Raw genomic sequence first — 20,291 nt, forward strand, 5'->3', positions numbered from 1 at the left:
AAGTCCAATGTTTGCTTCGCGACCGCGGTGTCAGGGCAAAGCATCAGCGCGTTACCAACGATACGTCGCACTCGCCTGTACGGTGCGTTGCGAGCCGTACCAGCACCAGCCGTAACCGCTGCAGGACGCGACGTATTCCTTATCGGCCAGGTTGGTAACGTTCAGCGCCAGACGCAGGTTATCCATCGGGTTGTACAAACTCGGGATGTCATAGTGCGCGGCTGCGTCAAACAGCGTGTAGCCAGGCACTTTCAAGGAGTTGGCATCATCCCCCCACGTCGCCCCGACGTAGCGTGCACCGCCGCCGACACCGAAGCCTTTCATCTGACCATCACGGAAGGTGTAATCAACCCAGGCCGAAGCGGTATGACGCGGAATGGCGATGCTGGTCTTGCCTTCGGCAGACTCGGCAACACCACTGGCGATACCACTGCCGGGCGTCACTGTTACGGTATTGTTCGACTTCGTCGTCTGGTTATCCAGATAGGCATAGGCCGCCGTGATATCCAGGTTGTCACTCAAGCTGGCTTTACCTTCCAGCTCGAAGCCACGCGACTGCACTTCGCCACTCTGTACCTGACAACGGCTGCCGTTACACCGAGGCGTAATGTCCGGATCCAGCGTCAACACATTGGATCTACGAAGATCGAATACAGATGCCGTAATGAAGCTGTTGCTGCCCGGTGGCTGGTACTTGATACCCAGCTCGTATTGCGTGCCTTCGGTTGGGTCAAACGGCTTGTTGCCCAGGCCGGTACCCGATTGTGGCTCGAAAGATTCGGAATAGCTGATGTACGGTGCCAGGCCGTTATCGAATAGATAAACCAGCCCCAGTCGCCCGGTAAACGCCTCGGCTTCAGTTGAGCTTTTGGTTTTAACTTTGGTGGCGATGTTCTGCGAACTGTTGGTGCTGTCAGCCCAGTCATAACGGCCACCGGCCAGGAACACCCACTTGTCCCACTTCATCTGCTCTTGCAGATAGAGGCCCTTTTGCTGGCTGCGGCCTGTGGCGTCGGTGAGATAAGGAGGTGTCGTCACGGCACTGCCGTAGACAGGATCGAAGATATCCAGGGTTGCGGTCGCGGGAAAACCGGATGCCTTGGTATCAGTGCTGGTGTTCTGATAATCAGCACCCAATAACACAGTGTGCTGCAAAGGCCCCGTGGCAAATTTAGCCTGCACCTGGTTATCGATCGTGTAGGAATCAAGATTCACATCAGTCGCGATGACACTGCGATTGAGTGTGCGGAAATCTGCTTGCAGAGCGCTGTTGTAAACGCTGCGATAGAGGCCTTCACTGCGTATGTATCGAGCGTTCTGGCGAATCGTCCAGACATCGTTCAGATGGTGCTCGAACAAGTAACCGACGGAGTGGTAATTGCGGTCGCTTTTCTCGACATCCTTCTCGCCATCATAAAAATCGACATCGATGTCACGACCCGTCGGGCTTCTCAGCACCGAGCCAAACGCCGGCACCGCACCGTAGGATGCCCCCTTCGGATCAGCCTGATAATTGGCCAGCAACGTCAGCGAAGTATCTTCACTCGGACGCCAGGTGAACGCACCGGCGATGGACTGACGACGGGTTTCGGTGTGCTCGACCTGGCCATCAGCATCGTCGTACAAACCGGAAAGACGGTATGAATAAACCCCTTGATCATCGATCGGGCCACCGAAATCGAAGGTCGTACGTTTCTTGTTGAAGGTGCCGTAGGTCAAGCCGATTTCATGAAGCGGTGTTTCGGTCGGCAGCTTGCTGACCATGTTCACCACACCGCTAGGGCTCGCCTGGCCGTACAGCACTGAAGACGGGCCACGCAGAACTTCAACGCGCTCAAGGTCGAAGGCGTCTTTCTGTGGGGAGGCATCGCGGCTGCCCGGCATGCGCAAGCCGTCCAGGTAAGTCGCGGGCGAAAAGCCACGGATACTCAATTGGTCCAGACGTGAAGCAGTCGCACCGCGCGTTTCGGGCACAACCGCTGCCGTGTAGCGCAGGATCTGGTTCAGGCTCTGGGCACCTTGCGCGGTCATCTGGTCCTTGGTCACCACCGAAATCGATTGCGGGGTTTCAATCAACGCCGTGTCGGTCTTGGTCCCGGTACGACCGCGGGTAGCCACGTAACCGGACACCGGTCCCGAGGCCGTTTCGCCCCGCCAGGAACCCTGGATATCTGTAGCGCCCAACTCCATCGCACCCGCAACCGACTCGGGCGCAGCCTCGATACGATAGCGACTGGACGACAACGCAGTGGCCCGCAAACCACTGCCAGCAAGCACACGCGCCAGCGCGACCTGGGTATCGAATTCGCCCTGCAGGCCAGCGCTGTGCTTGCCACGGGTCAGCGCCGGGTCGAAGGCCAGCACCAGACTCGCCTGCTCGGCCAGGCTATTGAGCGCCTGGCTCAAATCGCCGGCCGGTATCGAGAAATTTCGTACTGAGGCCTGCGAGGCCGAAACGGTTTCAGCAGCATGGAGCGGCGCAACGGCAAACGCCATGACGACGGCCAAAGCCAGTGGTTGCAGAGAATGGACAGCGCGTGACATGGACAATCCTTGGCATGGAAGTTAGGTACTCCTAGCCATGACGCACACCGAAGAAAAACAGACAGTGAATGAGATGGATTTTCATTCAAATCCACGAGACTTATTTTTTTGCCGCGAAATATTTCTTTCACGCCGGGGTTGAATTGTTCCTCGATAAGCGCCAACACTGTGATTGAGGCCAGACAAAATGAACCTCCTGAAAAGGAGCTCGTCCGATCTCACAAGAGCAAGCCTTAGAAGGGAACAACTATGCAAATCCAGGTCAATTGCGATAACCACATCGAAAGCAGTATCCGACTGGAGGAGTGGGTCCGTACCACTGTAGAAAGCACGCTCGAACGTTACGAAGAGGATCTGACTCGCATTGAAGTCCACATCCGCGATGAAAACGGTGACAAGCCGGGCCCGCATGACATGCGCTGCCAGATGGAAGCCCGTCCAAAGGGTCACCAGCCTATCTCGGTCACTCACAAGGCAGACACCCTGGATCAGGCAGTGGATGGTGCCGCGGTAAAACTTGATCACGCTCTTGAACACTTATTCGGCAAATTGCGCAAAAAACGCGCAGGTGCCCCAATCGTTGACGACACTACGATTGAATCGGAAAACCCCGACGCTCTGTTGCAGGAAGAGTTTCTGGAAAAGGAACAGGAAAAAAGCGTTGCTCAACTGGGTTGAACCACGCTGACCTCAGTTAATTGACGACGTTGGACAAAGGGCGGGCCTGTTAAACAGGCCCGCCCTTTTTCGTTCCGATAGCCAAAGGCGTATACAACGCTTAATTGGCTGGCTTTACCCTGACGAACAGCGGGGTAAAGTGCTCAACCTTGATCGGCAGGTTGTCGGCCAGTGTGGCAAGGGCCGCGTCGGTGTCGTCCAGACGGAATACGCCGGAAACCCGAATCCCCTGCATGGCCTGCTCATCGAACTGCAAAACGCCACGCCGGTAGGCTCCGAGCGCTTGCAGCACTTCGCCGAGTGGCCGGTCATTCGCCTTGAGCAAGCCTCGAGTCCAGGCAGCCGGGTCGTCGTTACCAATGGCGTTAGGTGCCTGTACAACGCCATCCATGAGCGTGGCCCGCTGGCCCGTGTTAACCCGAACGTCAGTCAACCGATCAGCATTGGCGGCGACTGCCGATTCAAGCACGCTGACCTGAACCGAACCGTCCTGCCCTTTACGCACCACAAAGCGCGTACCCAGCGCCGTTATGGTGCCTTGACTGGTCTTGACCACGAATGGGCGCTGCTGGTCTTTTGCCACCTGCACCCACATTTCGCCGCGATACAGCTCAATGACACGCCGCCGTTCGTCGAATTCCACGTCAAGTGCAGAGCCGCTATTGAGCCGCAACTCGCTACCGTCGGTCAGCAATATGTCTCGCCGTTCTCCGGTATTAGTGCGCTCATCGGCCAGCCACACCGGCGCCTCATTGGCACCTAACCAGCCAAAAAACAGCACGCCCAACAATGCAATGGCTTGCAACGGTCGCGGCGAAATCTTGCCTTTTGCGGGCGGAAAAACCTTGCCCAATGCCTTTCTGGCGGGCTTGGCAGGCAACTGTTCGAAACTGCCCATTACCGCCTGCATGCGGGTAAAGGCCAGTGCGTGCCGTGGATCGGCGTGGCGCCAGGCGTTGAATGCCTGCCGATCAGCACTGCTGACGGCATCATCATGCAGCAACGCCAACCACTGCGCGGCCTGCCCGATCATCGACTCCGACGGTTCGTGCTCCGCATTCATGACAAGTGGCCCGAACCGTGCAGAGTTTTATAGCAATGCACCAGCACGCTGGCCATGTACTGCTTGACCATGCTGGCGGACACACCCAACACCGTGGCGATTTCGTTGTAACTCAAGCCGTCCAGACGGTTGAGCAAAAACGCTTCACGTGGCTTGGCGGGCAGTCCTTCCAGCATCCGGGAGATTTTTTCGAGTATCTGCAATGCGCTGTGAATCGCTTCGGGGCTGGGAATATTGGCTTCGTCAGCACCCAGAGCAAGAGCGTCCAGGTAAGCCTGTTCGATCTTGCGACGTCGGGCGCCATCGATCAGCAGACGCGTGGCAGTAGTCGTCAAAAATGCACGAGGCTCTTTGAGGTTTTGCGGCTCGGCAAGCGTCAACACACGGATGAAAGCGTCATGAGCAAGATCGGCAGCTCGCTGCGAGCAACCCAGTTTTTTACGCAGCCATCCATGCAACCAGGAGTGATGGTCGCTGTAGAGCTCAGTAAATTGCCGATGACGATGGATCAAGTCGTCATCGGATGCAGGAATGTCGCGCATGCGGCAATGCTTCTTAAACACGAAAAATTATCATTAACGCGGAAGATGCCATCATTCTGTAACAACGGCAAGCGCAGGATCTTTTTCCGATTATTCACTTAATTGTCGAGAACTAAAGGGACAAACCCCCAGTCAATTTATGCAGACCCAACTGGCAGGTACCGAAAATGGATAATCCTTTTCAGCAGATTACCGATGCTTTCCATCCTGACTATCGGGTGAACCTGAGCATTCAAGGCCTCGACGGCAGCATCATGCTGACGTTGTCCAACTCGACTGGCGTGGTCGCCAAACGCTTGATCAGCGCAGCCCAGCGCAATGACCCCAAGCGCTTGCAACGACTGATTGAAAGCGTGCAATTCGGCATCGCGATCGAAGAAGGTCACAGCGCAATCAAGATTCTGGCGGCCATGACCGACGGCGACGTGAAACGCCTCGCGCCCCCGCCCTCGAAGCTAGCCAACCTGCTGGCCACCCGCCCGACCGTGTCGGTGGGGATTTGATGCAGAGCCATCGCTGTTTCGATGGCGGCATCCTTCACTTCAACAGCACCTCAGGCCCTACTGTCGATAACCTCCAGCGGGCCTGAGTAATCTCGTACTTCTCCATAGAACCCTGTGGGAGCGAATTGATTCGCGAGGGGGTCTTCTCATACGACACACCTCTTGAGCCTGCTCTGGCCCATTCGCTCCCACCGTAGAGTCATCGATACACACCCCACCGAATGCTCAGCTTTCCGTTTTGTCCTTCACCGACGGAAAGCGTGACGAAGCAAATCGCACCACCAGAATCGCAAACGCCAGCAGCAGAATCCCGCCACACAGGTAGATGATGCCCAGATCCGGCGGAGCATGGTGAGAAACGTCGCTGATCAACAACCGCGTCAGGGCAGTGATTGCCACGTATATCAAGAACCTGATGGGCATGTGGTTGGTCTTGAAATAGATACCCACCATCGCCCCGAGTTCGAGGTAGATAAATAGCAGCAGAATGTCATCAACGCTGACACTGCCTTTACCTATCATTTCTATGAAGGCCAAAATTGCACCGTAAGCAGTGATCGCCCCAATCCCGAAAAGAGCCAGGTAATGGAAAGCCTCTACGCATAGGTTGCCAAGCGAATCCGCTTGGTCGTGAAGGGTTTTGCGTAGCTTTTCAGCCCATTTCAGTTCTGACATCTCTAACTCATCCTGTACAAAAATTGAGCAACACTACCAGGTCAACATAATGCCGCTTTGTGCGTGAAGCGTTGCCGTGCGTGATTCTCAAGCAGGAACGAGGCCATTTGCCAGACTTAAGAGCGCGGCGGGTTGTCGCAAGGCACACAAGAAGAGTAAAAAAGATGCGGGTTAGCCACTATTCAATTCAGAACGGTTGGCTTATGCTTGGCACTGTATAAACAACCAGTATTAGCTTAACCGATTATGCGGCAGAGCAGATCGGCTGGTTCATCTGCTCTGCTTCACACGCACACCGGGGGCGTTCCCCTCCAATACTGCACCTGATTACGAGGCCTGACATGGCTGTTGAAACCCTATATCGCAGTACCCGCGACTTGGAGACTACATTCGTGGATCGTAAACTCGCCGATGCACACGACCAGATGCTCGAACTGGCAGAGTCGCTGACCGAGATTCTGATGAAGAACGTGGCGGGCCTCACCGAAAAACAGGCTGAAGACACCAGTATCTTCATGGCCAAGAACCGTGTCGTCTTTGCCGCTGCGTTCAAGAACAACGCGGGTGCACTGGCTGAACTGGGTCAGGAAGGCTGAACAGCAGTGCAGCGAACACTGGATATGTAGGAGTGAGCTTGCTCGCGATAGCAGTAAAGCTGTTGAAAAATCATCGTCTGACCAAGTGCTATCGCGAGCAAGCTCACTCCTACATAAAGTGCATTTCAATTTAGTGATTTGCATTGTTTGATGACAACTCACTAGTAACGCCAAGTAGCGATAGCGGTTTCTCTGAAAGACTTTGTTCGATCAGATGGCGCGTCAACATCAAAGCAATTGAGAAGCAGTCTCATCCATGTTAGCCTCGCCAGCACATTTTTGGTGGCTGCCATGGGCGGCGAATTTTGCTTTTCAGAGCGTTTTGCCGTGCCCGATCAAGCCGCCAGGCTTAGCCTCTATCTCGCCCATCGCCCCGCGCTGATCAACTACGCCAAAGGTGTGTTGGGTGATCGCGCGAGCGCAGAGGATGTCGTGCAGGATGCCTTCTTGCGTTTCAGCGAGCCGACCAGCACAGCTCTGGAACAGCCTGCAGCTTATCTCTATCGTATTGTGCGCAATCTGGCCCTGGATGCCATGCGCCGACAAAACAGCGAGAGCCGACAGCATCAGAGCCCGCCGCAGTGGATGCAACCCGGTCAGCTGCAGTCCCCAGAACAACAGTTTTTGCACCAGGCTGACATCAGCCGGGTCGCAGCGACGTTCGCTGACCTACCTGAACAAATGCGCATCGCCGTCGAGATGCACCGGCTGGGTGGTTATACTCTGCAGCAAATCGCCAGCTACCTGAACATCTCGCTGTCTATGACCCACCGCCTGGTGCGTGACGCTGTGGTTCAGCTGGCCTCCAGTATCGAAGTTGAACCGTCAGCGCAGACGACTCAACGCAAGGAGCGCCCACGTGCATGAGTTGACGCCTTCCACAGCCAGCCTGGAACAGGCCAGTGATTGGTTACTGGATCTGCAGGCTGAACCCGAGCGCTTCGAGGAGTTCGATCACTGGCTGAACGCCAGCCCGGAGCACCTCACCGCCTGGGCTCAAGTCAATCGCGCCTGGTCAGCTATCGAGCAACCGTCCACTGCAGCACACTGGCCGAAACCAACCGAAGTCGCACGACTCAAACCGTCACGCCGTAACCGGTCAATGCTTGCAGCGGCCTGCGTCTGCGTGATCGCTCTGGGCGCCGCATGGCTGAACCATCCGGACTGGCAGGCGGACTATCACACCGGCACAGGCGAAACCCGTGTCGTGCAATTGGCGGACGGCAGCCAGTTGACGTTGGCCGCGCGCAGTGCAGTGGATGTGAACTACAGTGGTGACACCCGACAGATCACCTTGCGCAGCGGCGAAGCGCTGTTTGATGTGGTGCATGACGCACGACGGCCGTTTCAGGTCGATGCCGATAACGTAGTCATCCGGGTGCTGGGCACCTCTTTCGATGTTGCACGCAGTGATGCCGGCATAAAAGTCGAGGTCCGGGAAGGTGCCGTCGGGGTCAACTCCAGCGGTACGCCATACCGTCTTGGCGCAGGCCAACGACTGTGGCTTGATGCCGCCCAAGGCGGCGCTCAGCAAAGCATGGTCGCACCCGACGACGTGGCCACCTGGGTCAGCGGCCAGCAGTTCTTCGAGAACGCCACGGTGCTCGAAGTCGTTGAGCAATTACGCAAATATCAGCGTGGCTGGATAGTGATCGGTGACGATGCGCTGGGGCAGAAGCGGGTAACCGGGCTTTATGATTTGCGCGATACGCAGCGGGCGCTACAAGCGCTATCAAAACCGGTTGGCGCGCAAGTAAAGCAGTATTCGCCGTTGCTTACGGTGCTGAAGTAGGCCTTACGATCATCCCTCGCACAGTAACGTGGGGCCGGGTTTATCCGTGGAGGCGGTATAGCTGACGATGCAAATTGTTGAATGTACAGTCACCTTACCGGTGTTCACGGCGCCTTGATGTAGCGCTGCAAACACTGAACCTGTAGGAGCTGCCGAAGGCTGCGATGGCGGCGTGTCAGCACTTAATGCTTCGCAGCCTTCGGCAGCTCCTACAGAAATGCGCATGAGGGCCATGGTTCGTGGCATACAAATCACGCGCCCTCCCCCACCTTCAACAACTGTTCAGCCAACATATCTGCCACGCGCGCGGGGGAACGTTTTTCGGCTTGGGCATGCGCATACACTTCGGTCAATCGTTGACCAATGCGCGAAAGATGTCCCGTGATGGTGCCGGGACTTTCCCCTGTGTGCTGCAGGGCAACGTAAATGAGCCCGCCAGAATTGATCACGTAATCGGGAGCATAAAGAATGCCGCGCGCTTCCAGTTGATCAGCCACCTGCAAACTGCTGAGCTGATTGCTGGCCCCGCCAGCCACGGCAGCACAGCGCAGTTGAGCCACCGTCTGACTGTTGAGCACACTGCCAACCCCGCAGGGTGCGAGAATGTCGCACGGTGTGCTGAGCAACGCTTCACACGCAATCGGATGAGCGCCGAACTGCTCCATGGCCAGTTGCACACGCCCTTGATCGAGATCGCTGACCAACAAGTCGGCACCGGCAGCATGCAGTTGCTCAGCCAACGCATAGCCCACATTACCCAAGCCCTGTATCGCCACCCGCAAACCTTCGAGGTTATCGCTCCCCAACCGGGCCATCGCTGTGGTTCGAATCCCGGCATAAACGCCCATAGCCGTGTGCGATGAAGGATCACCTGATTCGCTGGTGCTGGTGACATGCCGGGTATGCAGCGCGATACAGTCCATATCGGCGCTGGAGGTGCCACTGTCCAGGGCCGTGATATAGCGCCCGTTGAGACTTTCGATAAAACGCCCGAACGCTTCAAATAAAGCCGCACGGCTGGGCAAGTGCGCAGGTCGCATGATGACTGCTTTTCCACCCCCTAACGGCAAACCGGCAAGCACTGCTTTGTAGCTCATGGTTCTGGCCAGGCGGATAGCATCCTCGATCGCGCTCTCTTCATCCGGATAGGAGAGATAGCGACAGCCCCCCATCGCCGGCCCCCGACGGCAATTATCAATCGCGATCACTGCCTTGAGGCCGGTTTCACGGTCGACGACCAGATGCAGCGACTCGACACGTGATGTATGCATGAGTGCGAACATCAACGGTGCTCCGGTGTGTTTTTTCTAAAGCGAGTATAGGCGCTGCGAAAAAAAATGATGGACCGCTCGGGACATAGACGGGAAACACCGTGGCAGCCCTATTTGTAACTGGACGAATGGCATCAGGGGGTCTAAAACAGGTCATGACTGCCAAGGTCTGCTCGGAGAGCGACATGACACCACGTCAACACTGCCTGGCCTGCCTGCAACAAGAACCGTGCGATGTTTTCGAAGCCGCGCTGTGGATATCCGCCGAGCATGATCAGCCGTTCACACCCGAACTGATGCAAGGTTTCATGGACGATCTGTTGCGCCAGACAAGGGCAGCTCTACCGGCCTTACCTGTATCCGAACTGGCACAGCCATTACTGCGGCAACTCAATACGCTGGGCTTCGCTCAGGATGACTGGAACCCGCCAAAGCCCCAGTCAGCGCTGCTGCATAAAGTCGTGGAACGTCGTCGAGGTCAGCCGCTTGGCTTGGCGTTAGTCGCCATGGAGTTGGCCAGGCGCCTGGAGATCAAACTTGAAGGCGTGAACTTCCCCGGCCACTTTCTGGTACGCGTCCCGGGTGCTGACCACCTGCTGGACCCCTGTGGCGGGCGCAGGCTTTACCCCAAGGACTGTCGTGAGCTATTGGCCCGGCAATTCGGCCCTGCGATGCAACTGCGCGCCGAACACATGGCGCGAGCAACCGATATCAACATTCTGCAGCGCATGTCGCGTAACCTGCGTCATCTGCATCAAATCAACGATGACTTCCTGGCCGCCCTCAAGGACGCCAACCGAGTCATGGAACTGGGCCCGGCAACCACCGCGGATTACCTGGCCCGCGCAAGCCTGTATCGAAGCCTGGAATGCCCGCAGGCCGAGCGCTACGACCTGGAGCATGCACTGATGCTGAGTGACGACACGGTACAGCGCTTACGACTCACCGAACGGCTGGGTCAGTTACCCCACGGGAAAGCCATTCATTAGGCGAAATCGGGATGTGATTTGCGCACAGCCCAACTCAGTGCCTTCAACCCCATGCCCGTGGTCGATTGTGCGAGGTCTTTTGCACCAGAAGCGCCAAGCACTAACCCAATTACGCCCCACACATAATATGGACTGGCTGCCGCCCGATCTCCATCAAGATAAGCCAGGTATCCCCGGGCAAGATTAATGGAAGTATTGAGTAGCCCCCAGGCCAGCGCAGCAGGCGGAAATGGAAGCAGCAGAATCGTGCCAGTCCACTTCACCAGTGTGTAGAGGTTCTCAGTGAAGGTCTCTGATTTGCTGAGTGACTGCTCATCAACGTCCTCAATCATGCGTTTGATCATGGCGTCATGCAGAACCTGCAAGTCACGGATCCTGTTATTTGTATCAAGGGTCAGCGACTTCAATGCCTGTTGCGGGTTTCTCAGCAGTTCCGAAAAGAGCGTGCCGACAGCGGGTTGGTTCTTGTAACTGACCCGGTTGTAATAATAGGTATCCATCCCCGGCACAGTCAGCGTTGACGTAAAAACCCGGTAATCTCTGAAGCAAATGCCATCGGGCGCGTTAGGCGTATAAATCAGATTGTAATCGGCCTCATCAGTGCCATTGTGTTTGAAAACGTACACCCCTTCGATCAAGCGACCGTTGAGGTATAACTGGTTAAGCGAACTGTTACCCGCACCTCGCTCACGATCCCGTGAACTGTCGGGGTGATCCGGATATACCGTGGCAAGCAGGTTGATAGCCCATTGGTACTGCGCCTCGGTAAAACCATTCTCCAGATAGGTGATCAGTACGTCCCGGCGCATTTCAAAAAAGCTGCGTTGAGCAAATAGCGCCCTCCTCTTCGCATGATCGGGATGCTGACGGTCGCGATATTCCTCCTTGAGTATCCCGATGTATCTTTCTCCCAGCGGCGCGGCGAGCACTTCTTTTATAACCGGCATGGAGAGTTCAGACAGATCCTGCCCCGTGGACGAGTACATGGGAGCTCGCTCATCCAGGTTGTAGATAAAATCATTCATGAGTAACTGCGTGAGAGAGACCAGATCGGTATGAGGACCGAAATCTGGTTGAAGCCTTCGAGTGCGGCTATGCAAATCGAAATACACCGTGTCCGTGTTGACGACCAGATCGACACCCTTTCTTTTCAACACATTCGAGATGTAAATCTCTCCCGAGAGCCGGGCGAAGTGGCGATAAGAGATAAGCTGCATGCTGTTCTTGTAGCTCTTTTGCAAAAACTGAATGCGGGCCTCGCATAACGCCAGTTGTCGGCGATATTTATAGGTAGAGGTGTTCCGCTCGCCTCCGACTACCCTCGGTAAATCGGCCAGTTGATAGTCGATTTTGGTGTTTATCAAGGCGGACATACTGTCCTGAAAGTTTGAATCCTGGCTGGCAACCCTACGCACATGTTCTGGCTTCCAGGAGGTAGGTTTCAGAATGACCGCTTGCATGAACGCGGCAGTGGCCTCTCGAGAAGCCTGCATGGATTGCGCGATGAGGTAATCCCTGCCACTTGGCGTTGCCGACCATAACGCCACTTCATGGTACAGCTGGAGCCAACTGCCAAACTCGAAAATATCGCGTCCGCCAGGCGCACCGGGAGCATAAAGCACGTAGTGCTGATCAGTGTCGGTTTCTTCGCTAAACACAATGACATCGCGCAACTGATTGCCCACCCCACCGACTTCCAGGGCTCCGGTTTTACGTGTAGCGCCGAGCTGTTGGCGATCCGCTCGCAACGCCCAGACCAGATCCACACTTTTTTCCGAAATATGGTGCTGCAGTTTTGCGGCCCAGGTGCTCAGCGCCAATGCACTGTCGCGTTGATGCAACAGCGCCCGCTGGGTATCAGGTTGACGATAACGGGCTTCAAGTTCGTACCGGTACTGATGGCGTAAGTCCAGATCAGCCACCAACTCTTTAACGAACTCAAAGGTGAACCGTGGGTGATTGCTGCCCCGGGGCAGCTCTACGCGAGCGTCCGCTTCGACGGCAATCAACGGCAGGCCATTCAGTGCATATTCAAACAGTGATTTCCGATAGAACGGCATCAGGTCCCCTGCTGGGGAGGACCATCTATCTTTCACAATAATAAATACTTTTCGAGGGTCCACGCGGTAACCCAAATGCTGGCGGATATAGTCATCAATTTTTAATAACGCATAGTCCTCCAGCGACTCCAGGCCGGCCAACAACTGACTTGCAGCTTCAGCACGGTCACGGTATTCCCTGGCGAACACTTCATAGCCAGCCTTTTCATGATCACTGGCGTGCTTCAACCAATGGGGTGTGCTCAGGGCTTGCAGGCGCTGCATGCGCAAGTGAAAACTCTGCCGCCGTGCCTCGTCGAAGGGGGCGAAGATCTGAGACATGTGCACGGCGCTCAGAAAACTCGAAACATCTTTGCCTGCGGCGTTTTTAATCAAGAAGTGGAGATCATCCATTTGCTTGGCGCGCATCGCCTTTACCAGGTTGCGTGTCAGGTCACCGGAAGCCAGGCTGTACTGAATTTCAATGTCCGAGGCCTCCGAAAACAGGTCAACTTGTGACAACAAGAGGTCTGCGAGCAACGCGCTGCGCTCTCCTGAGTCGGAAAGTCGTTTGTGAAGCTTTTCATTGAGCAATGAAAGCGAGCTAAATTTTTCTACGCCGTGCATGGCTGTCAGCAACAACACCGGCCCTGTGCTATTTGCCGGACTCAGTATTTCGCCAGCCTGAGACGCCAGGCTGATAACAAAGGTACTGTGCAACAGGGCAGGCGTACGATCCTGCGCGAGCAACGAAACCCTGTGCAGGCCTCCCTCTACAGGCTGGTCAAGTATCCACTCCAGACGGGCTTTGTCCTGCTCATCCAGATCTCCGTTCAGGTGACTTATTTCCATCTCACTGAAAAAGGCTTTGCCCTGCAGGGAAGCCCAACGCTTCTGACGGGTAATAAGCGGTCCGGTGGAGTCCGGATTTTTTATGTCCTGTGACCAGAACTCATCCAGCAAATCCAGGTAGTGGTCAGACAAACGCTCACTGGTATAAGCGAATATCGCTTTAAGCCCCTCGCCATCGGTCTGCCTTGCCAGAAACGCCTCATTGACAGTGTCATGGCGCGTATAGACCGCAACGAAATCACCGCCCAAGGTATCAACGCCGTCAGTAAGCGTCTGAATCATCGCGTCTGTGAGAGAGACCGAACTCAAGAACTCTCCCTCAGGATTTCGATGATTGAGGAACAGGATATCGGGGTTGTAATCGACTCCGGCCCTGAGCAGAGCCGCGCTTATGAGGCTCCGTGCCGCTTGACGCAGGCTCGGCATGGAAGAAAGTAATTCGGCTGCCTGAGCTGAGGCGTCGCAAAGCCGGGCCAGTGGCCGAGATATTTGCGAGGAGTGAGAAACATAAGCAGGGGACGTGAAGCGCGACGCTACAGAAAGATCATTCATGGTACAGCTCCAATAATGCGGTCACGTCCATAAGGCATCCAGCCAGATGAAAGAACACGTGAGCCGCCGGTTCGTGTCTATAAGACGCGTCCGATGGTTCTGCATTGCGGTATATATTGCCCCCCCTTGGAGACACACAGTGACGGGCAAAACCCGTATCGCTGACAGACGTATTACCGGCGAACGTAGCTCACGCTGGCAAAACGACAATTACGCTTGCTGTAACACTCCATCTCGTAAACCCCTCTTTTTCTGCGATCTGACAGTCACTATCATCCCGGCCACGTTGATTTTGAAGCTCCTGGATCTGCGTATTATTTAGCCGCTGCCGTGCAGCGGCTTTTTTTTGCCATCACATAATGGGCTTCAGCGGTTTTTGTTTGGGGATGTCACCATTCGCTTCCCGACGTTTACGCGCAATGCTGTCGAAACCCTCTCCCGAAGAACCAAAGTGTTGCAGGCACTTGAGAACATGCACCGCTCGTATGTAATCGGGTAGCAACATTTTCGCGTACCGATCGCCCGTATAAGACTTGGTTTTCATCTCATCGATGTGCCTCGCAAAAAACTCCAGCGAGTTCATCTCGTCATCGGGCTTTACGGCCTTGCCATATTTATCAAACTCAACCGCTGCTCTCCCCAGCAAATCGGCAGTCAGGTTATCAATCAATCCGTAGGAATAAAGTGTTTTACCCACTTTAGCGAGGTTCGTCGGGCTGACTTTCTCGGGATCAAAATCCTTGAACAACGGCTTTAACTGACCCAGTTCCATTCTTGTCGTGTTGAGTGCGGTACCGTTCTCACCGATTTCATCCAGCATGCGGGTCACATCAACCGGCCGATCAGCCCCTGGCTTCCGGATAAACACTTCTTTGATGGTAAAGGGCGGGAGATATCCCCAAATACTCATATTCAATGCTCCTGCAATAAGTTCCTGTGCCAATAAAACTATCGGGGCCAGCACAACAAACTTTATGGGCAATAGGAGCGTCCTTAAAAATCAAGACATGTGCTACACAACGAATAGAAAGCGCCTACAAAAATCTCAGACCCTGCCCTACAAAGAAGTGTGTTTAAACGAAATATCTTTAAATCACAGGAGTAACTTATGAAAAACACGCTATTGACGTTGGTAATGTTTGCAAGCCTGCTACCACTGGCTGGCACTTCACTTGCCCAGGAGTGGCAGCCCCCACTGGCCTCTAACCTGTGCTTCAGGAATAGCCAGAATCTCTCGCCCGGCACCGCAATGGCGGGTGAGTACAAGGTGATCCATGGACCGTATACGTCCTCCAGCAACTGCACGGACGCATCGCATGGGTTTGTGCTGAGAACCCAAAGCGGAATGCGCTGGCCGTTGACGGTGGAAAAGCTTGTGGGTGGGGCATGGAGAACCGTTGTCAGGAAAGAATATGATCCCTACCGAAAACTGGGAAACGGTACATTTCGCTTAATCCTGGACAACAGAGAGAGTACGCAAGCGGTGTCGTATAAAGGCAACTACACAATTCCCCTATAATTTTTGCGCTCTGACCTGAACCAGGATATCCGTTCAGGTCAGGCGTCACGCCGTCGTATTAACGAGAAACTGCCCTCGCGCTGCCTGCGCTCGCGCCTCAAGCGCTAACATCACAGTGATGCCAGTATTAAGCTTGATCAACGTTTCATTTGCAAAGTCATGCCCTTCGGCTATATAGCCTTTGAGAAATTTCAGTTGCCCATCAAAATAATCAAATACATCCACTTTTTTATGCGTGTTGATTTGATTGCCCGCGGTATCGAACTCCAGATCAACCATCGAGAGGACGCTGCCGGTGGTGGTGTCAATTAACCCCAGCGCCTCAAGCCCCAGTGATATCTTGCGTAGCTCTATAAACGTCGTATTGCGCGGATCAAATTCAGCCAGGTCCATCTCAAAGCCACGAAGTTTCTCATCGTCGGGTATGGTTTTATCCGCCCAGTACTGACGAATCTTTTGAAAAACAGCCTCTTCCTCCAGGGTAAACCCTGAATCCCCTCTGAACTGTTTATCAGGCTCAGCTTTGTAGTGCTCAATACGGCTTCTGACTATTTCAAGATTGGCGTAAAGGCCTTCCATGCTATTCATCCTCGATGGTCCATTCTCTGAACTATCGGAACGCGAACTATTTTCTTGATTGAAAACCGTCAACACCCACAACTTTTGCGGATAATTAGACGAGGCCTACATATTGAACAGTAACAATCCTACAAGTAAAGCCGGTCACACAAATCTGACCGGCTTCAATTCCCACACAGCGCAATGGCATCACACGGTATATTTTTGCAGATTGGCCATCATTTCCTTGAGCGCTTCGACATTGTCCTTAGGGTGTACTGCGTCAGTGAAATCGTTAATCGCTTGCCACTGACTCGCGACATCTTCAGGGCTGAAGCCTGCGCGTGGGTCAAAGTCTGCGCCGAGGCTTCGCTCCCAACGGACCTTACCAATCCAGCCGCCACCGACTTCAAACAAACCAGCCGTTTCATCACAGTGGTCACTGCCCAGGTACACCACCAAGGGGCTGACGAGTTCTGGCTTGAGTAACTCGAACACCTGCGGTGGCAGCAGCCCTTCGGTCATACGGGTGCCGCCGGTTGGTGCGATGGCATTGACCAGAATATTGTTCTTGCGCCCCTCCAGCGCCAGGGTGCGCGTCAGCCCGTACAGGCCGAGTTTTGCCATCGCATAGTTCGCCTGACCAAAGTTGCCGTAAATACCGGACGTGGAGGATGTGAAAATCACCCTGCCATAGTTTTGCTCCCGCAGATGCGGCCAGGCGGCATGGGTGACTTTATAAGCACCTTCGACATGCACCCGGTAAACCAGATCCCAATCGGCGTCGTCCATTTTGGCGAAGGACTTGTCGCGCAGGATCCCGGCGTTATTCACCAGAACATCGACGCGCCCGAAAACATCCAGAGCATGCTGGACGATCTTGTCGCCATCGGTCACCGAATCGTGGTTAGCGATCGCAGTGCCACCCGCTTCACGAATTTCAGCCACGACGCGGTCAGCTGCCGAGGCATTGGCACCCTCGCCATGGGCAGAACCGCCGAGGTCGTTAACCACAACCCGCGCACCATGGCGGGCAAACAGCAGCGCGTGAGCACGTCCAAGGCCGCCACCGGCCCCCGTGACGATGACTACCTTGTCCTCAAAACGTATGGCATGACTCATGATCGACTCCGGCAAAAGGTTGCGGGCCGTCAGTGTCGTCCTCCCTTGCACCCGCCACAATCAACACAACCGATGCTGAATAATGCGCAATAACGCAGGGGGATGATTTGCCGCAAGGTGGCCAGTTGTGTCTCGGCAATGCTTATGAGATCAGGCGCGCAAAAGCTCAATAAACGCTGCAAGCCAGGGCTCCGCGTCGGTTTCCGGAGTGACGCTCTCACTGCCATCCAGACGCAGCATCTCCTGAACTTCGGTCACGCCCAACTCGGCAAACAATTCGCGGATCAACTCGCCGCCACCGCAGAAAGTGTCCCCGTAGCTGGCATCTCCCAAGGCAATAACACCACCCGGCAAACCACGCCAGGCAGCGGGCAATACATCGCGAATCTGCGAATAGAGCGCCTGAATGTTATCGGGCAATTCGCCCATGCCGGTAGTCGATGTCACGCCCAGCAGGGCTTGCGGCTCAAATGCCTGCAACTCGGCAAGGCTCACACGAGGATTGTGCAGGACCTCAAAACCGGCATCACGCAGGATCTTCCCGGCATGGCGGGCGACTTCTTCAGCCGATCCATAGACTGAACCGGAAATAATGGCGACTTTCATGAATCATCCTGTAGCAACGTAAAAAACGTTTGGCATTATGCCCCAAGTGGCCGCATGACCTAGAATGCTGGCTTTGCTTCTTTGCTCCGGATACCTTTCATGATCAACGCAAAACTGCTGCAACTGGTAGTTGATGCCTCCAATGACGGCATTGTCGTCGCCGAGCAGGAAGGCGAGGACAATATCCTCATTTATGCCAACAAGGCATTCGAGACGCTGACGGGTTACGCAGTGGACGATATCCTGTATCAGGATTGCCGTTTCATGCAGGGCGATGATCGCCAGCAAGCCGCACTGGACCTGATCCGCGAAGCGCTGATCAACAAACAGCCGTGCCGCCAGATCCTGCGCAACTATCGCAAGGACGGCAGCCTGTTCTGGAATGAGTTATCGATCACTCCCGTTTTCAACGAAGCTGATCAACTGACTTATTTCATTGGTATCCAGAAGAACGTCACGCAACAGATCGAAGCTGAACAGCGCGTAGTGGAGCTGGAAGCAGAACTGAAACAGGCCCGTGAAGAAATAGCGTCATTGAAAAAATGACAGACGGGCGAAACAAATTGTTGAATTTATGGTCTGCTTTTTCAATAACGGGTTCCTTCGAGCTCCATCATGTCCCATGAATCTTTACTGACTCAGGCTGAGCTGGATTTCATCCAGAACATGCAACACAACCCCAAGCTGAACGTGCGAGATGCGACACGTAGCTTGACTGTGAACGGCGGAAGGCAAATCCAGGATTTGTTGACACGGCTTGCGGCACACGAGCAGGTGACGATTCAGGCTCAATTCGATAACCAGCAGATGACCTTTCCGCTGCATCTGGTGGAGGACGAATTCCACGCGCTCCATCTGGAACTGGGCGCGCCGTCCATTTTCGAGGAAGGACCGCGGATTCGCCCTTGGCGGCTGACATTGCCCGAGCCGGTCCCCCTGGAAACAGAGAAAGGTGCGATGACTGCACTGTGGGTGCATGAAATTTCATTCAAGGGCGTGCTGCTGGAACATCGCAAGACCACCCGCCCGCCGAAATTATTCACCGCCTGGTTCGCACCAGTAGGGCATGCGCCGATCGCCATGCGGGGCACGTTCGAGCGCCTTACCGAGTCAGGATTGGCGGCCTACCGTCTGAACGACCAGAACAAGGAAGACACCGAGCGGCTGCGTCAGTACATCCTCCAGCAGCATCGCAAGATCTACCCGACAATGCATCGCTGAGTTCGAAAGGCTCAGCTGTCCAGACGCCCCTTCAGAAACAGCTGCAGCCCGCGCCGCATGGAACGCCCTTCGCTACCAATACACGCAACCGGCGACCCCTCGAGCAGTTCACGGGCAAGATCAGCACCTTCACCGGCAAGCAACAGCGGGCAATCCAGCGCCAGAGCAAGACGCTTTAGACGGTGGGAAAAGTCGACGGCAGGCGGATGGTTGCTGTAGAGCACCACTGCCAATGGCTCGACTTTGCCGCACACCAGTGTCAGTTCTTCCAGCGGCTGGCCCAGGGCGAGCACCTGAATATCCAGATCCGGGCTGCCGATCAATAAGCCAGCGACCCACAATTCCAGCTCCCGGCAATGGCCAGGTACCGCAGCAACGAGAACCTTGTGCTCAGCCGAGCTGCGGCTGAAGTGCAGACGCTGTAAGGCTCGCGCTCGCAGGAAGCTGTCCAGAAACAGCCATTCGCTGAGCTGACCGAACTGATCATGATGAAGCAGTAATTCACGCCAGACAGGCAGAAAAATCTCTTCAAACACCACCGTCATCGGGTAGCTGGAAAACACTCGTCCATAAAGCTGCTCCAGCCGAGACTCGTCGAACATCCCTACCGCATGCTTTATCTGCTGCTGAAGTTGCGCCCAGTCGCCCGGCAGAACATCGCTGTCGAGCGCCGATGCCTGCAGCCGAACGTCGTTGGTCTTTGCCAGAATCTTGCCGACCTTGCTGACTGCAACGCCACGCTCGATCCAGCCAAGAATGCTGCGCACATCATCAATGTCAGCTTGCGAATACAGGCGATGACCGCTTTCGGTGCGGGTGGGCTGAATCAAGCCGTAGCGGCGCTCCCAGGCACGCAACGTGACTGGGTTGATACCCGTGATGCGCGCCACTTCACGAATGGGGAAGAGCTCTTCTTGCTTGAGGCCGGTAGACGACTCCAGGCTGATAGGGGATTCAGTCATGACAAGGATCGCGTGGAAACAATCGGCGCATTGTACGCCTGCAAAATGGGTATTTCGTCAAAAACCACGACCAAAATCGGCTATTCATCAGTGATTTGCAGATGGCCTATGGCTTATTTACCGATTTCAGGAATAATCCTTGCTTGCTTTAACAACGAAGCTGACGCCGCCCAACACCCCGGTGCTGCGTCATGTGACTTCCTTACC

At 55.0% G+C, this 20,291-nt stretch carries 19 protein-coding genes; 8 read left to right on the forward strand and 11 right to left on the reverse strand.

Features of this window, described 5'->3' with window-relative positions:
• Window positions 1-51: 51 nt before the first annotated feature.
• The gene (locus AUC61_RS08895; RefSeq protein WP_243245569.1) at window positions 52-2,544 is read right to left on the reverse strand and encodes a TonB-dependent siderophore receptor; all 2,493 of its coding nucleotides are present in this window, start codon (window positions 2,542-2,544) and stop codon (window positions 52-54) included.
• Window positions 2,545-2,793: 249 nt separating this feature from the next.
• Between AUC61_RS08895 and AUC61_RS08900 the strand changes: the two genes are divergently transcribed.
• Complete coding sequence (locus AUC61_RS08900) at window positions 2,794-3,222, forward strand: HPF/RaiA family ribosome-associated protein (RefSeq protein ID WP_122662180.1); 429 nt, start codon at window positions 2,794-2,796, stop codon at window positions 3,220-3,222.
• 100 nt (window positions 3,223-3,322) lie between these two features.
• Here AUC61_RS08900 and AUC61_RS08905 read toward each other — a convergent pair whose 3' ends face one another.
• Window positions 3,323-4,285, reverse strand: a complete 963-nt coding sequence (locus AUC61_RS08905; protein WP_243245570.1) for a FecR domain-containing protein — start codon at window positions 4,283-4,285, stop codon at window positions 3,323-3,325.
• Window positions 4,282-4,827, reverse strand: coding sequence for a sigma-70 family RNA polymerase sigma factor (locus AUC61_RS08910; protein ID WP_122662184.1), 546 nt, complete (start codon window positions 4,825-4,827; stop codon window positions 4,282-4,284). Before AUC61_RS08910 ends, AUC61_RS08905 begins: the two co-directional genes overlap by 4 nt.
• 167 nt (window positions 4,828-4,994) lie before the next feature.
• Between AUC61_RS08910 and AUC61_RS08915 the strand changes: the two genes are divergently transcribed.
• The gene (locus tag AUC61_RS08915; protein ID WP_340163288.1) at window positions 4,995-5,330 is read left to right on the forward strand and encodes a DUF3509 domain-containing protein; all 336 of its coding nucleotides are present in this window, start codon (window positions 4,995-4,997) and stop codon (window positions 5,328-5,330) included.
• Window positions 5,331-5,555: 225 nt separating this feature from the next.
• Here the strand turns inward: AUC61_RS08915 and AUC61_RS08920 are convergent, their stop codons facing one another.
• Entirely contained in the window at window positions 5,556-6,005 is a 450-nt protein-coding gene (locus tag AUC61_RS08920; RefSeq protein WP_243245571.1) for a phosphate-starvation-inducible protein PsiE, read from the reverse strand.
• A gap of 341 nt (window positions 6,006-6,346) precedes the next feature.
• Here AUC61_RS08920 and AUC61_RS08925 point away from each other — a divergent pair, with 341 nt between their 5' ends.
• The 3 genes from AUC61_RS08925 to AUC61_RS08935 all read left to right on the forward strand — a co-directional run bounded on the left by AUC61_RS08925 (window position 6,347) and on the right by AUC61_RS08935 (window position 8,393).
• The gene (locus tag AUC61_RS08925; protein WP_243245572.1) at window positions 6,347-6,601 is read left to right on the forward strand and encodes a YebG family protein; all 255 of its coding nucleotides are present in this window, start codon (window positions 6,347-6,349) and stop codon (window positions 6,599-6,601) included.
• Between the two features lie 291 nt (window positions 6,602-6,892).
• A complete protein-coding gene (locus AUC61_RS08930) occupies window positions 6,893-7,468 on the forward strand; it encodes a sigma-70 family RNA polymerase sigma factor (protein ID WP_243245573.1) in 576 nt (191 codons plus the stop codon).
• Window positions 7,461-8,393 carry a FecR family protein gene (locus AUC61_RS08935; RefSeq protein WP_243245574.1) on the forward strand — a complete coding sequence of 311 codons (933 nt, stop codon included), beginning with the start codon at window positions 7,461-7,463 and terminating at the stop codon, window positions 8,391-8,393. The genes AUC61_RS08930 and AUC61_RS08935 overlap by 8 nt, the downstream gene beginning before the upstream one ends.
• A gap of 251 nt (window positions 8,394-8,644) precedes the next feature.
• Here AUC61_RS08935 and AUC61_RS08940 read toward each other — a convergent pair whose 3' ends face one another.
• The gene (locus tag AUC61_RS08940) at window positions 8,645-9,676 is read right to left on the reverse strand and encodes a Leu/Phe/Val dehydrogenase (RefSeq protein ID WP_243245575.1); all 1,032 of its coding nucleotides are present in this window, start codon (window positions 9,674-9,676) and stop codon (window positions 8,645-8,647) included.
• A 173-nt stretch (window positions 9,677-9,849) separates the two neighbouring features.
• On the opposite strand from AUC61_RS08940, the gene AUC61_RS08945 reads away from it, so the two are divergent.
• Window positions 9,850-10,653, forward strand: coding sequence for a SirB1 family protein (locus AUC61_RS08945; RefSeq protein ID WP_243245576.1), 804 nt, complete (start codon window positions 9,850-9,852; stop codon window positions 10,651-10,653).
• Here the strand turns inward: AUC61_RS08945 and AUC61_RS08950 are convergent.
• From AUC61_RS08950 to AUC61_RS08970, 5 genes are all read right to left on the reverse strand, one after another.
• Window positions 10,650-14,096: a dermonecrotic toxin domain-containing protein gene (locus tag AUC61_RS08950; protein WP_243245577.1), complete on the reverse strand. Its 3,447-nt coding sequence runs from the start codon at window positions 14,094-14,096 to the stop codon at window positions 10,650-10,652. The genes AUC61_RS08945 and AUC61_RS08950 overlap by 4 nt on opposite strands.
• Window positions 14,097-14,448: 352 nt before the next feature.
• On the reverse strand, window positions 14,449-15,006 hold the full coding sequence (locus tag AUC61_RS08955) for a hypothetical protein (protein WP_243245578.1): 558 nt from the start codon (window positions 15,004-15,006) through the stop codon (window positions 14,449-14,451).
• A gap of 654 nt (window positions 15,007-15,660) precedes the next feature.
• Window positions 15,661-16,194: a hypothetical protein gene (locus AUC61_RS08960; RefSeq protein ID WP_243245579.1), complete on the reverse strand. Its 534-nt coding sequence runs from the start codon at window positions 16,192-16,194 to the stop codon at window positions 15,661-15,663.
• A 189-nt stretch (window positions 16,195-16,383) separates the two neighbouring features.
• A complete protein-coding gene (locus AUC61_RS08965) occupies window positions 16,384-17,295 on the reverse strand; it encodes an SDR family oxidoreductase (protein WP_243245580.1) in 912 nt (303 codons plus the stop codon).
• A 150-nt stretch (window positions 17,296-17,445) separates the two neighbouring features.
• Window positions 17,446-17,901 carry a flavodoxin gene (locus AUC61_RS08970; RefSeq protein ID WP_243245581.1) on the reverse strand — a complete coding sequence of 152 codons (456 nt, stop codon included), beginning with the start codon at window positions 17,899-17,901 and terminating at the stop codon, window positions 17,446-17,448.
• Between the two features lie 99 nt (window positions 17,902-18,000).
• Here AUC61_RS08970 and AUC61_RS08975 point away from each other — a divergent pair, with 99 nt between their 5' ends.
• Complete coding sequence (locus tag AUC61_RS08975) at window positions 18,001-18,447, forward strand: PAS domain-containing protein (protein WP_243245582.1); 447 nt, start codon at window positions 18,001-18,003, stop codon at window positions 18,445-18,447.
• A 69-nt stretch (window positions 18,448-18,516) separates the two neighbouring features.
• Window positions 18,517-19,122, forward strand: coding sequence for a hypothetical protein (locus AUC61_RS08980; RefSeq protein ID WP_243245583.1), 606 nt, complete (start codon window positions 18,517-18,519; stop codon window positions 19,120-19,122).
• An 11-nt stretch (window positions 19,123-19,133) separates the two neighbouring features.
• On the opposite strand, the gene AUC61_RS08985 is transcribed toward AUC61_RS08980, so the two are convergent.
• Window positions 19,134-20,084 (reverse strand): MerR family transcriptional regulator, encoded by a 951-nt coding sequence (locus AUC61_RS08985; RefSeq protein WP_243245584.1) that lies wholly within the window; start codon window positions 20,082-20,084, stop codon window positions 19,134-19,136.
• Between the last annotated feature and the right edge of the window lie 207 nt (window positions 20,085-20,291).

The sequence above is a fragment of the Pseudomonas maioricensis genome (assembly GCF_022790535.1).
In the GTDB taxonomy this organism is placed as follows: Bacteria; Pseudomonadota; Gammaproteobacteria; order Pseudomonadales; family Pseudomonadaceae; genus Aquipseudomonas; species Aquipseudomonas maioricensis.

Bases quoted from the DNA above. Each gene is read 5' to 3' on its own strand.
- AUC61_RS08905 (WP_243245570.1), bottom strand. From the start codon at position 4,285: ATGAATGCGGAGCACGAACCGTCGGAGTCGATGATCGGGCAGGCCGCG.
- AUC61_RS08975 (WP_243245582.1), top strand. From the start codon at position 18,001: ATGATCAACGCAAAACTGCTGCAACTGGTAGTTGATGCCTCCAATGAC.
- AUC61_RS08920 (WP_243245571.1), bottom strand. From the start codon at position 6,005: ATGTCAGAACTGAAATGGGCTGAAAAGCTACGCAAAACCCTTCACGAC.
- AUC61_RS08960 (WP_243245579.1), bottom strand. From the start codon at position 16,194: ATGGAAGGCCTTTACGCCAATCTTGAAATAGTCAGAAGCCGTATTGAG.
- AUC61_RS08950 (WP_243245577.1), bottom strand. From the start codon at position 14,096: ATGAATGATCTTTCTGTAGCGTCGCGCTTCACGTCCCCTGCTTATGTT.
- AUC61_RS08980 (WP_243245583.1), top strand. From the start codon at position 18,517: ATGTCCCATGAATCTTTACTGACTCAGGCTGAGCTGGATTTCATCCAG.
- AUC61_RS08930 (WP_243245573.1), top strand. From the start codon at position 6,893: ATGGGCGGCGAATTTTGCTTTTCAGAGCGTTTTGCCGTGCCCGATCAA.
- AUC61_RS08985 (WP_243245584.1), bottom strand. From the start codon at position 20,084: ATGACTGAATCCCCTATCAGCCTGGAGTCGTCTACCGGCCTCAAGCAA.
- AUC61_RS08945 (WP_243245576.1), top strand. From the start codon at position 9,850: ATGACACCACGTCAACACTGCCTGGCCTGCCTGCAACAAGAACCGTGC.
- AUC61_RS08940 (WP_243245575.1), bottom strand. From the start codon at position 9,676: ATGTTCGCACTCATGCATACATCACGTGTCGAGTCGCTGCATCTGGTC.
- AUC61_RS08955 (WP_243245578.1), bottom strand. From the start codon at position 15,006: ATGAGTATTTGGGGATATCTCCCGCCCTTTACCATCAAAGAAGTGTTT.
- AUC61_RS08965 (WP_243245580.1), bottom strand. From the start codon at position 17,295: ATGAGTCATGCCATACGTTTTGAGGACAAGGTAGTCATCGTCACGGGG.
- AUC61_RS08895 (WP_243245569.1), bottom strand. From the start codon at position 2,544: ATGTCACGCGCTGTCCATTCTCTGCAACCACTGGCTTTGGCCGTCGTC.
- AUC61_RS08900 (WP_122662180.1), top strand. From the start codon at position 2,794: ATGCAAATCCAGGTCAATTGCGATAACCACATCGAAAGCAGTATCCGA.
- AUC61_RS08925 (WP_243245572.1), top strand. From the start codon at position 6,347: ATGGCTGTTGAAACCCTATATCGCAGTACCCGCGACTTGGAGACTACA.
- AUC61_RS08910 (WP_122662184.1), bottom strand. From the start codon at position 4,827: ATGCGCGACATTCCTGCATCCGATGACGACTTGATCCATCGTCATCGG.
- AUC61_RS08915 (WP_340163288.1), top strand. From the start codon at position 4,995: ATGGATAATCCTTTTCAGCAGATTACCGATGCTTTCCATCCTGACTAT.
- AUC61_RS08970 (WP_243245581.1), bottom strand. From the start codon at position 17,901: ATGAAAGTCGCCATTATTTCCGGTTCAGTCTATGGATCGGCTGAAGAA.